At 57.2% G+C, this 13,964-nt stretch carries 10 protein-coding genes; 7 read left to right on the forward strand and 3 right to left on the reverse strand.

The window, feature by feature from the left end:
* The first annotated feature begins 241 nt into the window (after positions 1-241).
* From dnaA to gyrB, 4 genes are all read left to right on the forward strand, one after another.
* Positions 242-1,783, forward strand: coding sequence for a chromosomal replication initiator protein DnaA (dnaA, locus tag IT893_RS00005; protein WP_197146423.1), 1,542 nt, complete (start codon positions 242-244; stop codon positions 1,781-1,783).
* Between the two features lie 329 nt (positions 1,784-2,112).
* Positions 2,113-3,231 (forward strand): DNA polymerase III subunit beta, encoded by a 1,119-nt coding sequence (dnaN, locus tag IT893_RS00010; protein WP_008888966.1) that lies wholly within the window; start codon positions 2,113-2,115, stop codon positions 3,229-3,231.
* Between the two features lie 64 nt (positions 3,232-3,295).
* Entirely contained in the window at positions 3,296-4,453 is a 1,158-nt protein-coding gene (gene recF, locus IT893_RS00015) for a DNA replication/repair protein RecF (RefSeq protein ID WP_197146424.1), read from the forward strand.
* A 22-nt stretch (positions 4,454-4,475) separates the two neighbouring features.
* A complete protein-coding gene (gene gyrB / locus IT893_RS00020) occupies positions 4,476-6,932 on the forward strand; it encodes a DNA topoisomerase (ATP-hydrolyzing) subunit B (protein WP_197146425.1) in 2,457 nt (818 codons plus the stop codon).
* Between the two features lie 115 nt (positions 6,933-7,047).
* Here the strand turns inward: gyrB and IT893_RS00025 are convergent, their stop codons facing one another.
* The 3 genes from IT893_RS00025 to IT893_RS00035 form a co-directional block, all read right to left on the reverse strand.
* Positions 7,048-8,427 (reverse strand): aspartate aminotransferase family protein, encoded by a 1,380-nt coding sequence (locus tag IT893_RS00025; RefSeq protein WP_197146426.1) that lies wholly within the window; start codon positions 8,425-8,427, stop codon positions 7,048-7,050.
* 102 nt (positions 8,428-8,529) lie between these two features.
* Positions 8,530-9,576 (reverse strand): histone deacetylase family protein, encoded by a 1,047-nt coding sequence (locus IT893_RS00030; RefSeq protein ID WP_197146427.1) that lies wholly within the window; start codon positions 9,574-9,576, stop codon positions 8,530-8,532.
* Positions 9,573-10,277 (reverse strand): GntR family transcriptional regulator, encoded by a 705-nt coding sequence (locus IT893_RS00035; RefSeq protein ID WP_063085958.1) that lies wholly within the window; start codon positions 10,275-10,277, stop codon positions 9,573-9,575. The genes IT893_RS00030 and IT893_RS00035 overlap by 4 nt, the downstream gene beginning before the upstream one ends.
* Before the next feature lie 188 nt (positions 10,278-10,465).
* On the opposite strand from IT893_RS00035, the gene IT893_RS00040 reads away from it, so the two are divergent.
* The 3 genes from IT893_RS00040 (at position 10,466) to IT893_RS00050 (ending at position 13,963) form a co-directional block, all read left to right on the forward strand.
* On the forward strand, positions 10,466-11,236 hold the full coding sequence (locus IT893_RS00040; RefSeq protein WP_063085955.1) for a class II aldolase/adducin family protein: 771 nt from the start codon (positions 10,466-10,468) through the stop codon (positions 11,234-11,236).
* A gap of 123 nt (positions 11,237-11,359) precedes the next feature.
* Positions 11,360-12,892 (forward strand): ABC transporter substrate-binding protein, encoded by a 1,533-nt coding sequence (locus IT893_RS00045; RefSeq protein ID WP_252724022.1) that lies wholly within the window; start codon positions 11,360-11,362, stop codon positions 12,890-12,892.
* Positions 12,893-12,985: 93 nt separating this feature from the next.
* A complete protein-coding gene (locus IT893_RS00050) occupies positions 12,986-13,963 on the forward strand; it encodes an ABC transporter permease (protein ID WP_063085952.1) in 978 nt (325 codons plus the stop codon).
* The last annotated feature ends 1 nt before the right edge of the window (position 13,964 follow it).

The following is a 13,964-nucleotide window of genomic DNA, read 5'->3' on the forward strand; positions in this document are numbered from 1 at the left end:
TTAACGTTCTGTTAAAGATCGCCTTGCCTGATGTGGGTCACATCAGTACAGTGTTTGAACTTCGCAGGCCGCGCAAAGCGACCCGTGACGAAGAACTAAAAACAAAAGGCGCGAGTACACTTCCTGATTTTGTGGAAGGCCAACGTGTTGGTCACTGCGGTGATCAACGCGACACAGTATCGTTTTGTCTTTTGCGGTCTTTGTGGTGGTGAAATCGGGATATCGGGGAAAGGTTCTTACAGTGCAGCACGCCGTGAGGGACACACAATCGGCACTTGGGCAATCCAACGGGGGGATTGCGGGTGACCAGCACGCAGCACTTGATGATCACGCAGTGGCAACCTGGCAAGTCGTACGAGAAAAGCTGCGCGCCGAATTTGGTGCAACGGCCTATCGCTATTGGCTGGAGCCCGTTGCCCTGATGGCTGTAGAAGCCGGTGTGGCCCGTTTGGGTGCGCCGACTCGTGCCATGCGTGACTGGGTGACGCAGCACTATCTCGACCGTATCCAGAAATTCTGGCACGCCGAAGATTCCGATGTGCATTTCGTTGAAATCAATATCGTTTCGGGCGCGACTGCGCAGAACGATGCGTCTGCTTCGAGTTCTTCTTCGACCAAATCCACATCGGCAAACGCCACGACCGCGCGTGCCAAATCCGCGCGCACTTCACATTCCCCGGAAAACAATACCGTGGTCAGTGCGCCGTCCCAGTCAAATGGATCGGGCCGCACTGCCATTGCCAGCATGTCTGATGACGGCATCTCGGCTGCCCTGGATCCGCGCTACACCTTTGACAATTTCGTGCTGGGCAAACCAAACGAGTTCGCCTATGCCGCCGCCCGCCGTCTGGCAGAGGCCGAATCGGTGCCGTTCAACCCGCTTTTCCTCTATGGTGGTGTTGGTCTTGGTAAAACCCACCTGATGCACGCGATTGCCTGGCATATCCGCCGCACCCAGCCGCACCGCACGGTGATCTACCTGTCGGCCGAGAAATTCATGTATCGTTTCATTCGCGCACTGCGCGACAAGAACACGGTCGATTTCAAGGACCAGTTCCGCTCGGTCGATGTGCTGATGGTGGATGATGTTCAGTTCATCTCGGGCAAAGACTCGACCCAGGAAGAATTCTTCCACACCTTCAACGCGCTGGTCGATCAGGGCCGTCAGATCATTGTTTCGGCCGATAAATCGCCATCCGATCTTGAAGACATCGAAGAACGCCTGCGGTCGCGTCTGGGCTCTGGCCTTGTGGCCGATATTCACGCCACCACCTACGAGCTGCGTCTGGGCATCTTGGAGGCCAAGGCCGAACGTCAGGGGGTCGAACTGCCCCAGCGTGTTATGGAATTCCTTGCCCACAAGATCACCGCCAATGTGCGTGAGCTTGAAGGCGCGCTTAACCGCGTGATTGCTCATTCCCAGCTGGTCGGTCGCGAGATCGGGCTGGAAATGGTTCAGGACATCCTCCATGACGTCCTGCGCGCATCCGAGCGCCGGGTTTCGATCGAGGAAATCCAGAAGCGCGTGGCCGAGCATTTCAACATCAAGGTGTCCGACATGCATTCCGCCCGCCGTGCGCGTGCGGTCGCCCGCCCGCGTCAGGTGGCAATGTATCTGTCCAAACAGCTCACTACCCATTCGCTGCCGGAAATCGGCCGCAAGTTTGGTGGTCGTGACCACACCACGGTGATGCATGCGGTGCGCAAGATCGAAGAACTGCACGGGACGGACCCGTCGCTCTGCGAAGATATCGATCTGCTGCGTCGGATGCTCGAAAGCTGATTGCGCGCAAAAGCGCGTCGAAATGTTGTTGTTCAAGATGAAATCCGCCGTGTTTTCCGGCGGATTTTGTTTTTGAATCAGCTGGATTTTTAGCTGCAATTTTATCGTCGAAACTGCGAGTCGCGCGGTTTGTGCCGCTTTGCGCGTTCGGGGCGTATTTTTGTCCGCCGACTCCTTTTATTTGCTTGGGTTTAGGCCGTAAAAATCCTTCGATTTCCAAGCCAGCATGTTATAATGCGATTTCCGCACCCGAAAGGGTGTGGGTCAGGTAAGAAAACCGATTAAAAATCAATTTGTTAAACGAATACTGACAGACGGATAGGACGGGCATGAAGCTGACCATCGAACGCGCGGCGCTGTTGAAATCGCTGACCCATGTTCAAAGCGTTGTTGAACGACGTAACACCATTCCGATTCTGTCCAATATTTTGCTCCGGGCAGAGAATGATCGTCTTGCGCTGACCGCGACCGATATGGACCTCGAAGTCATCGAAACCACGACGGCCGAGGTGTCCGAACCGGGCGCGACCACCACCCCTGCCCATACCCTGTATGAAATCGTGCGCAAGCTGCCCGAAGGCTCCCAGGTGCAAATCTCGCTTGAGCCGGGTGCAGGCCGCCTGACCCTTTCTGCCGGTCGTTCGAAGTTCAATCTTGCCGTTCTGCCGGTTGATGATTTCCCGGTAATGTCGGGTGGCGACCTTCCGGTCAGCTTCGGTCTGGCTGCGGCTGAGCTGCGCGGCCTGATTGACCGCGCCGAATTCGCCATCTCGACCGAGGAAACCCGTTACTACCTCAACGGTATCTATTTCCATGCCACCGACGCCGAAGGCACCAAGATCCTGCGCGCGGTTGCAACCGATGGTCACCGTCTGGCGCGCGTCGAGGCGCCGCTGCCTGATGGTGCGGAAAACATGCCGGGCGTCATCGTGCCGCGCAAAACCGTTGGTGAGCTGCGCAAACTGATCGAGGAAACCGGCGAAGCCGTCGATATCGCGCTGTCCGATACCAAAATCCGTTTTGGTTTCGGCGATGCGGTTCTGACCTCGAAGCTGATTGACGGTACCTTCCCGGATTACGAACGCGTGATCCCGTCGGGCAATGACAAGACCCTTGATATCGAATGCAAGGCATTTGCCGATGCGGTCGACCGTGTATCGGCGATCTCGATTGAAAAATCGCGTGCGGTAAAAGTTGTTCTGTCAGGCAATACCCTGACCCTTTCGGCCTCCAGCCCCGAACACGGCACCGCGTCCGAGGAGCTTGAAATCAACTACGACGCCGAGGATATCGAAATCGGCTTTAACTCGCGCTATCTGCTCGACATCGCCAAGCAGGTAAAGGGCGACACCCTGAACCTTCTGATGTCGGACGGATCCAGCCCGACCATCCTGCGTGACACCGACGACCTTTCGGCATTGTACGTTCTGATGCCGATGCGTGTTTGACGGTTAGTACGATCAAGCTGTGGCTGCTCTTGCCAATAACCTCATGCCAAAAGACGGGGTGTCGATGACAAGCCGTCTTGCTGTTTCCCGCATCCAGCTCAGCGAGTTTCGCTGTTACGAAGGCCTGCGTCTGTCGCTCGACAGCTCGCCGGTCGTGCTGACGGGGCCAAACGGGGCGGGCAAGACCAACCTGCTTGAGGCGGTCTCGCTTCTGGCACCGGGCGGTGGATTGCGCCGGGCCAAGCTGGGCGAAATCGCCCGAAGCACCCCGCCAACGGATACCGGCGCACTTCGGGCCTGGGCCGTGGCCGCAGATGTCGATACGCCGGACGGAGCGTTTCAATTGGGCACCGGGCTTGATCCGGCCGCCCTTGAACAGGGCCGCGAACGCCGTGCTGTGCGCATCGATGGGCAGGCCCAGCGTGGGCAGGCGGCCTTGGGCCGGGTTTGTGCCGCGGTCTGGCTGACGCCGCAAATGGATCGACTGTTTTTGGATGGTCCGTCGGCCCGCAGGCGCTTTCTGGATCGGCTGGTATATGGCCTTGATCCCGACCACAGCAGCCGCGTTGCCGCCTACGAGCATTCGCTGCGCTCACGCGCCAAGCTTCTTAAGGAAGGCAAGGCGGATGATAAATGGCTGACCTCGATCGAGGATTCGATGGTGCGCCATGGCATTGCGGTTGCGGTCGCACGTGCAGAATTGCTCGAACGGTTACGACGTGCCGGGACCATGGCGATCGGACCATTTCCGGCCGCCCGTCTGGCGCTGACCGGGGACCTTGAAGATTGGCTGGAAAACCTGCCAGCGGTCGAGGTCGAAGATAAAATGCAGGCCGCATTGCGCGACGGACGTTCACGTGATGCGACCTATGGCGGGGCGGTGGTCGGCCCGCAACGCAGTGATCTGCTGGTCTGGCACGATGCAAAGGGCCAGTCGGCGGATCAATGTTCCACCGGGGAACAAAAGGCGTTGTTGCTGTCGATCATCATGGCCAATACCCGCCTGCAGACAAAGGCACGCGGGGCTGGCCCGCTCTTGTTGCTTGATGAAGTGGTTGCGCATCTCGATGCAGAACGCCGCAGCCACTTGTTTGATGAAATCGTGGCGCTTGGCGTCCAGGCCTGGATGACAGGCACGGACCGGGCGCTGTTTGAAGGTTTGGACGGTCGTGCGCAATTCTTCCGCGTGGAAGATGCCACACTGACCCTTGAAACCACTTAGTGAATGCCGAGGTTCTGACCCTATGACCAACGAAACCGAAACGCCGAACACTGGTGAACAGTCGCAGGAGTATGGCGCAGAATCGATCAAGGTTCTTAAGGGCCTTGAAGCTGTGCGCAAACGTCCGGGCATGTATATCGGCGATACCGATGACGGTACCGGTTTGCACCATATGATCTACGAAGTCGTCGATAACGCAATCGACGAAGCCTTGGCCGGTCACTGCGATACCGTCTGGGTCCAGCTTAACGGCGATGGTTCTGCCACCATCCGCGATAACGGCCGTGGCATTCCGACCGACATGCACAAGGAAGAAGGCGTTTCCGCCGCCGAGGTTATCATGACCCAGCTGCATGCCGGTGGTAAGTTCGATCAGAACTCCTATAAGGTTTCCGGTGGTCTGCATGGTGTGGGCGTGTCGGTGGTGAACGCGCTGTCGACGCTGCTCAAGCTGCGCGTCTGGCGTAACGGCAAAGAACACTACATGGAGTTTTCCGGTGGTGACGCGATCAAGCCGCTTGAGGTTGTCGGCGATGCACCGCTGACCGCGGATGGCACGCCGCTTTCAGGGACCGAAGTCACCTTCTACCCGGATGCCGAAATCTTCACCATGACCGATTTCGACCTGCCGACGCTGGAACACCGCCTGCGCGAACTGGCCTTCCTGAACTCGGGCGTGATCCTGACGCTGCGTGATGAACGCAGTGGCGAACCGACCGAAATGAAACTGCATTACGAAGGCGGTATTCGCGCCTTTGTCGAATATCTTGACCGTAACAAGGCCCGTCAGATCGAAGAAGCCATTTGCATCGAAGGCGAAAAAGACGGCATCACCGTCGAAGTCGCCCTGCAATGGAACGACAGCTACCACGAAACCACGCTGTGCTTTACCAACAATATTCCGCAGCGTGATGGCGGGACGCACATGGCCGGTTTCCGTGCTGCTCTGACCCGTCAGATCAACAACTACGCCCAGGAAAGTGGCATCGCCAAAAAGGAAAAGGTCGCCCTTTCCGGTGATGATGCCCGCGAAGGCCTGTCTTGCGTGATTTCGGTCAAGGTTCCGGATCCGAAATTCTCGTCCCAGACCAAGGACAAGCTGGTCTCGTCCGAAGTCCGTCCGGTGGTTGAAAACATCGTCAATGACAAGCTTGCCCAATGGCTTGAAGAACATCCGCAGGACGCGCGCAAGATCGTCTCCAAGGTGGTCGAAGCGGCATCTGCCCGTGAAGCGGCCCGTAAGGCACGTGAACTGACCCGCCGCAAGGGCGCGCTTGATATCTCGTCCCTGCCGGGCAAATTGGCTGACTGTCAGGAACGCGATGCGTCCAAAGCCGAACTGTTCATCGTGGAGGGTGATTCCGCAGGTGGTTCGGCCAAACAGGGCCGCGAACGTGGTTTCCAGGCGATCCTGCCGCTGCGCGGTAAGATCCTCAACGTCGAACGTGCACGCTTTGACAAGATGCTCTCAAGTCAGGAAATTGGCACCCTGATTACCGCCATGGGCACCGGGATTGGCCGCGATGACTTCAATATCGAAAAGGCCCGCTACCACAAAATCATCATCATGACTGACGCCGACGTCGATGGTGCGCATATTCGAACCCTGCTTTTGACCTTCTTCTATCGTCAGATGCCTGAACTGATCGAACGCGGCTATCTCTATATCGCGCAGCCGCCGCTGTATCGCGCCAAACGCGGCAACTCGGTCCAGTATCTCAAGGACGACCGCGAGATGGAGCAATACCTGACCGCACAGGGCACCGAAGAAGCCGTGCTTACCCTTGCCGGTGGCCAACAGCTTGCCGGGCCGGATCTGGTGCGTGTGGTCGAACTGGCGCGTAAGGCCAAGGGCTTCCTGGAGCCGCTATCGATCAAACTGCCGATTTCCGTGCTCGAACAGGCAACCCTTGCTGGTGCGTTGAACCCGGCATTGCTCGATGACGATGGCAAACGCCTCGAAGCGGCCGAAACGCTCGCCAAACATCTTGATACTCTTGAAGAAGACTATGATCGCGGCTGGCACGGCGAAGCACCACTTGATGAAATCGTGCTCTGGCGGATGCTGCGCGGCGTTGAACAGCGTCACGTGATTGATGGCAACATCCTGCGCTCGGCCGAGGCCCGTGCAATTGCCGGTATTCTTGGCGAACTGCGCGAACTGTTTGAAAAGGGCGCAGAGTTCGTTGCCAAGGACAAGACCTGGAAAATCAACGGCCCGGTCGATCTGGTTAATGCGGTGATGGAATATGGCCGCCGCGGCATTTCGGTCCAGCGTTATAAGGGCCTGGGCGAAATGAACCCGGATCAGCTTTGGGAAACCACGCTCGATCCGAACGTCCGTTCGCTGCTGCAGGTCAAAGTCGCCCACGCCGACGAGGCCGAGGAAGTCTTCTCGACCCTCATGGGCGACGTCGTCGAACCCCGCCGCGACTTCATTCAGTCAAACGCACTCAAGGTCGCAAACCTCGACGTATAAGCGACCATGACGTTGTAAGATCACGCCAAGAAAAACAAAGCCGGAGATGGGAAAACCATCTCCGGCTTTTTCTTTGGTGCGCCTCGCGTGCTAATTTTGCGCGGCGATTTTCAGATCAGAGCATCCCTTCGGACTTCGCCCAATCAAGCGCCCGATCGAGTGCACGGCCGAGGCGGGCGTGGATTTCGCGCACGTCATCCTCGGTCACGATCAGCGGCGGGCAAAGTGCCACCGTGTCATAGACATTGCGGCAAATAAGCCCTTCTTCGGCGGCAAGGGCCACGACCTTGGCGGCAACCGTGCCCGGTTTACCAAACGGTTGTTTGGTTTTCTTGTCTGCCATCTCAAGGCCCGCAATCAGGCCAACACCGCGAATTTCGCCGATCAACGGATGATCGGCAAAGGCGCGCAAACCATCCTGGAACATCGGCTCCAAGCGTTTGGCATTACCCATCAAATCGCGTTCTTCGATGATGTTGAGGTTTTCCAAGCCAACCGCACAGGCAACCGGATGTCCGGTGCCGGTGAAGCCGTGGCCGAAATTGCCCAGTTTGGCGGTGTTGTCGGCAATCGCGTTATAGACCTTGTCATTCACAACGATCGCTGCCAGCGGCATGTAGGACGAGGTCAGCTGTTTGGAAGTCACCAGAATGTCCGGGGTGAAGCCGTATTTTTCACAGCCAAAACGGGCACCAGTCCGGCCAAAACCATTAATGACTTCATCGGAAACAACCAGAATGTCGTACTTGTGGCAGATTTCCACCACACCCGGCCAGTAGCCTTCCGGCGGCGTCATCACACCGCCCGCACCCATCACCGGTTCGCCAATAAAGGCCGCAATGGTTTCCGGGCCTTCGGCGATGATGGTGTCTTCAAGTTCCTTCAAAAGGCGCGCGGTGAATTCGGTCTCGGTCTCGCCCTCTTCGCCATAACGCCAGAAATGTGGGCAGCTCAGATGCGTCACCGGAATGGCCGGAAGGTCAAAGTCCTTCTGGTTGCCGGCAAGCCCGGTCAGCGAGCCCGAGGCAACCGTAATCCCGTGATAGGCCTTGGTGCGCGACAGGAACTTCTTCTTTTCCGGGCGGCCCAGACCGTTATTAAGGAACCAGGCCATCTTGACGACGGTGTCGTTGGCTTCCGACCCGGAATTGGTAAAGAACACACGGTTCAGGCCTTCGGGCGTCATTTCAACCAGCTTTTCGGCCAGACGGATCGATGGCTCGTGCGCCTTGTGGGCAAAGCTGTGGTAATAGGGCAGGCGTTTCAGCTGCGCATAGGCGGCATCGGCCAGACGGGATTCAGAAAAGCCAACCGCAACCGACCAAAGCCCGGCAAGACCTTCGATATATTCCTTGCCTTCGCTGTCGGTGACGCGGGCGCCATTGCCCTCGGCCATGATCATCGGGCCCTTTTCTTCGTGCAGTCGCATATTGGTGTATGGATGCATCGAATGTGCGATGTCGGACATGTGGAGCGAATTCGGCCGATGGTTCATGTGAAACTCCCGTTCTGATGATGAGGCCCTGATATGGGGCGGCCATTTTGTTCTGCAGTATATGCGGTTGCGATCAAACCCGCCATTGGTGGCTGATGCGGGTCAGTTTCTCTCAAGTGCGGGTATTTTTGCGCCCAAATAACCCGAAAGAAAAGATGTCAGCGACGTGGTCAGCGATGGTGTCAGATATCCACCCTCTTGCACAATAACCGTCGGATAGCCCGCCGCAGCAATTTTTTCACCGGCACGACGCAGTCCGTCCCAACTGACTTTCATCCCAAGCAACGGGTCGTCTTCGTGCGTATCAAGCCCAAGGCTGAGAACCAGCGCACCGGGATTGAAGTCGGCAATACGGTCAAGGGCGGTATCGATTGCGGCAAGCCATGCTGCATCTGTGGTGGTGCGAGGCAGGGGCAGATTAAGGTTATATCCCTCGCCATCGCCCGATCCGGTCTCATCGGCAAAGCCGGTAAAGAACGGGTAATAGTCCGTGGGGTCGGCATGGATAGATGCGGTCAGGACATCGCCCCGATCATAAAAGATATCCTGCGTGCCGTTGCCATGATGGACATCGATATCAAATATGGCGACGCGATCATGTGCGGTGCGCAGGCGTGCGGCCGCAATGGCGGCATTGTTTAGCAAACAATGACCGGCAGCAATTTCGCCACTGGTGTGATGACCCGCTGGCCGACACAGCGCATAGGCCTTGTCATCCCCCGCCAGCACAGCATCGGTTGCGGCAATGGCGCAATCGGCGGCGCGCAAGGCCGCCTGCCAGCTATGCCGACCAATCGGGGCAGACGTATCGCCCATATGCCAGCCCGCCCGGGCCAGAATGGTGTGCGGATAGGATGACGTTGCGGCACGCGGAAAGACGTTGGGGACGACTTCCGGGCCAGCATCGGGCTGTTTTTGCCATTCATCCCACGCCGTTTCGAGGAACTTTAGAAACCGCTTGGTATGAACGGTTTCAAGCGCTGCCATCGGGGCGCGTTCGGGCTCGCTTACCGACAGGGAAAGCGCATCAAGACCAGCCAGCAAAAGCTTGGCGCGTTCGGCCTGTTCGGCATTACGCTGGATCTTGCCATAGGTCAGCCGAAAGATCGGATCGTGTGTTTCGGTTTCTGGGGCGTAGAAGCATTTCATGTCGACGTTTTGCCTTCTTCCAGAAGGCGGAACTGATCGATCACGATGCGTTGCGCCTCCGAAATGTGGTAGCGGATCGCCGAAACGGCCTTGGTGGCATCGCGTGCCCGCAGGGCTTCAAGAATCGGTTCGTGCGTTTCTGCAATGCGGGTCGGATCGTCATACAACTGCCCGATCAGCATGATGCTGAACTCGGTTTCTATGGCGACCTGTTCGAACACCTGCAGGAATTTCGGGTTGTCACTGCCAGTACACATCAGCCGGTGAAACTGCATGTCGGCTTCGACCTGGGTGAAGATATCGGCCTCTTCGGTGGCAACCCGGTGAAGTTCGGCCACCTGTGCGCTCAGCGCTTCCTCGATCTCGTCGTTCCAGTTCTGCACCAGACGTTCGACCACGGCCGTCTCAATCGCCAGTCGCAACTCATACAGATCATTGAGCGCCTTTATCGAAACCTGACGCACGAAAAATCCCCGGTTCGGCTCGGACCTCACCAGTCCCGAACTTTCAAGCAACCTTGCGGCTTCACGGACGGGTGCCCGGCTGACCCCCAGTTCGCGGGCAACAACCGATTCGGATAACCGCGCACCCGGTGCAAGCTTTCCGCTGACGATTGCTTTGCTCAACAACTTGGCAACCCGCTGCACGAGCCCTTCACGATCAATCTGTTGGAAGCCGGAAGACGGCTGTGTCTGTGTCATATGTAAGCCCGCAGAAGGTGGATTTGAATTCTTTGAATGAAGCCCGCAACAGACGCCAAAGAAAGATGCATGACTCCGACCAGTCTAGGCAACGAATTGTAGATTGTCGACAATTTACTTGACTGCGCCGGGATCATCCCGCAGCCTTGAAGCAATCAAAAAAGCGACATAACGAAAGGGCGGCATTAATGCGCGATGCTATGAGTGATCAGTCGATATCCGAAATCCGCCGCGATCTGGCTGCGGCCTATCGGTTGATCGCGCTCGAGGGCATGGATGACGGCATCTACACCCATATTTCCGCACGGCTCCCATCCGGACCGGGGGGCGAGCAACGCTTTCTGCTCAATCCGTTCGGTCTGCGGTTTGACGAAGTCACCGCAGCCAATCTGGTAACCGTCGATGAAACCGGTGCCGTGATTGATGACCCCTATGGTGCGGGGGTGAATGCCGCGGGCTTTACCATCCATTCGGCGGTTCACATGGCGCGCCACGATGCAGTTTGTGTGCTCCATACCCACACGGTCGCGGGTGTGGCGGTGTCATCAAACCAGGAAGGATTGCTGCCGCTTAATCAATGGTCGGCACAGTTTTACGACCGGATAGCCTTCCATGACTACGAAGGCATTGCGCTTAATCTTGAGGAACGCGCCCGCATCGTTGCCGATCTCGGCGACAAATCGGTGATGTTGCTGCGCAATCACGGAACGCTGCTTTTGGGTCGCTCGGTGGCCGAGGCGGTCAAGCTGGCCTTGAACCTTGAACGGTCCTGCAAGGCACAAGTGGCCGCGCTGGGAATGGGCCTGACCCCGGTCGTGCTGGGCCATGACGTTGCCGAGCACACCGCATCCCAATACCAGTCGATGTACGATTCTTATGAACAAAAGGGCAAACCAGACCCGGAATGGGCCGCCCAACTGCGCCGGCTTGATGCCAGCGCCCCGGGTTACCTTGGGTAACCTGGGCACCTGGGCACCTGGGTCACGCCTGTGGCCTTTGGCTAAACAAAACGTGCGTAACACCAATAAAAACAAGAACCTAAATGCAAAACACAATCAGGGAATGCTATGAAATATTTAAAGGTGACTACTTTTCTCATCGCCGCCGCCCTGGCCTCGCCAGTGGCGGCACAGGAAGCTGGCGGTCGGCTTGACATCGTTGTTCAACCCGAACCACCGGGACTGATGCTCGGCCTCGTGCAGAATGGCCCGACCCAGCTTGTCGCAGGCGATATCTATGAAAGCCTGCTGCGCTATGACAGCGACCTCACCCCGATGCCGAGTCTGGCCAAAAGCTGGGAAATCTCCGACGACGGTCTGACCTATACCTTCAAGCTTAATGAAGGTGTCAAATGGCATGACGGCGAAGCTTTCACCGCCGATGACGTTGTCTTTTCCGCCGATGTTTTCCTGCGTGAAACCCATGCACGTCTGCGTGCGTCGCTGGCTTATGTCAAAAGCATCACCGCACCGGATCCGATGACGGTTGTCTTCAAGCTGAAAGAACCGTTTGGTCCGTTCATCAACGCCTTTGAAAACGGCACCATGCCGATCGTGCCCAAGCACATCTACGAAGGCACTGACTTTGCCAACAACCCGGCGAACGCCACCCCGATTGGCACCGGTCCGTTCAAGTTCAAGGAATGGGTCAAGGGCAGCCACATCCACCTTGTTAAGAACGAGGACTACTATGTCGATGGCCTGCCCTATCTCGATGAAGTCTTTTACCGTGTGATCCCGGATGCGGCTGCGCGCGCGGTGGCGTTTGAAACCGGCGAGGTTGATGTCCTTCCGGGTGGTTCGGTTGAAAACTGGGATATCCCGCGTCTGGCCGAAATGGATGGTGTTTGTGTCACCGAAAAGGGCTGGGAATTCCTGGCACCACTGGCATGGATGTGGCTTAACAATCGCGAAGGTCCGACCGCCAACGAGAAGTTCCGTCAGGCTGTCATGTACGCCATGGATCGTGAATTCATGCGCGATGTGGTCTGGAACGGCTTTGGTAAAGTTGCGACCGGTCCGATTGCATCCAGCACCAATTTCTATTCCGATGACGTGACCATTTATGATCACAACCCGGACAAGGCCAAGGAACTTCTGGCTGAGATGGGCTATGACGGCGAACCTGTCCGCATCCTGCCGCTGCCATATGGTGAAACCTGGCAACGCTGGGCCGAGGCCGTGCGTCAGAACCTCAGCGAAGTTGGCATCAATGCCGAAATCGACAGCTCTGATGTCGCTGGGTGGAACGAAAAAACGTCCCAGTGGGATTACGACATGGCCTTCACCTATCTCTATCAGTACGGTGATCCGGCCCTTGGTGTTTCGCGCAACTATACCGCCGACCGCATCAAAAAAGGCAGCCCGTGGAACAATGTCGAAGGCTATGAAAACCTGGCACTCGATGAAAAATGGGCCGCTGCTGCGACGATGGTAACACCCGAAGAACGCGAAGCAGCCTATGCCGAAATCCAGAAGGAAATCGTCGATGACGTTCCGGTCGCCTGGATGCAGGAACTGACCTTCCCGACGATCTACCGTTGCAATGTTAACGATCTGGTGACCACGGCCATCGGTATCAATGACGGTCCACGTAACGCCTGGATCAAGAAGTAACATTGCGGGCGGACCGATTGCCGGTCCGCCCCCTTCTTTTCCTGATTGCCCGCGTTCAGGCGGGATTTCAAATACGGGATGCTACGGGGACCTATGACCATATTCGCTGTCGTGGTGTCGCGGCTATCCAAGGCTATTTTGACCTTGTTGGCCATTGCGATTCTGAACTTTTTCCTCATCCATGCCGCGCCGGGCGACCCGGCTGTCGTGCTGGCCGGTGAAGCCGGTGCCGCTGACGAGCAGATGATCGAACAACTGCGCGAACGCTTTGGCCTCGATCAGCCGCTTTATGTCCAGCTTGGCAAATATGTCGCCGGTATTGTGCAACTTGATCTTGGCTATTCCTTCCGCCAGGGCGCGCCTGTGGCCGAACTCATTGCCGATCGGTTGCCGGCAACCTTGCTGCTGACATTAACGGCCTTTGTCGTCTCGCTGGTTTTGGGTATTGCCTTTGGGGTTGCCGCCGCCGCACGCGTTGGCAAACCGTCTGATACCGTCCTGACCACGATGGCGCTTTTATTCTACGCGACCCCGCTATATTGGCTGGCGCTTATGGCGGTTCTGGTGTTTTCCGTATGGTTTGGATGGCTTCCCGGCTTTGGCTATGAAACGGTCGGGGCCAATTATACCGGTTTGGAACGCATCCTTGATATTGGCAGCCACCTGATCCTGCCGGCCCTGACATTGGGGCTGTTCTTTACCGCGGTCTATATGCGCATGGCGCGTGCATCCATGCTCGAAGTCTCGCAGCTTGATTTCGTCAAAACCGCCAAGGCCAAGGGCCTGTCGGATGCGGTCATTCGCCGTCGTCACATCCTGCGCAATGCCATTTTGCCGGTGGTGACCCTGGCAGGCTTACAGGCCGGTCAACTTGTCGGCGGGGCGGTTCTGACCGAAACGGTCTTTGCCTGGCCCGGTATTGGGCGCCTGATGTTCGAAAGCTTGGCTGCACGTGACTACAACACGATTTTGGGCGTGTTCCTTGTCTCGGCGGCCATGGTCATCCTGTTCAACATCGTGACCGACATTGTTTATCGCATTGTCGATCCCCGTATCGGAGCCCGTAGCTGAC

The sequence above is a fragment of the Thalassospira sp. A40-3 genome (genome assembly GCF_015871485.1).
In the GTDB taxonomy this organism is placed as follows: Bacteria; Pseudomonadota; Alphaproteobacteria; order Rhodospirillales; family Thalassospiraceae; genus Thalassospira; species Thalassospira tepidiphila.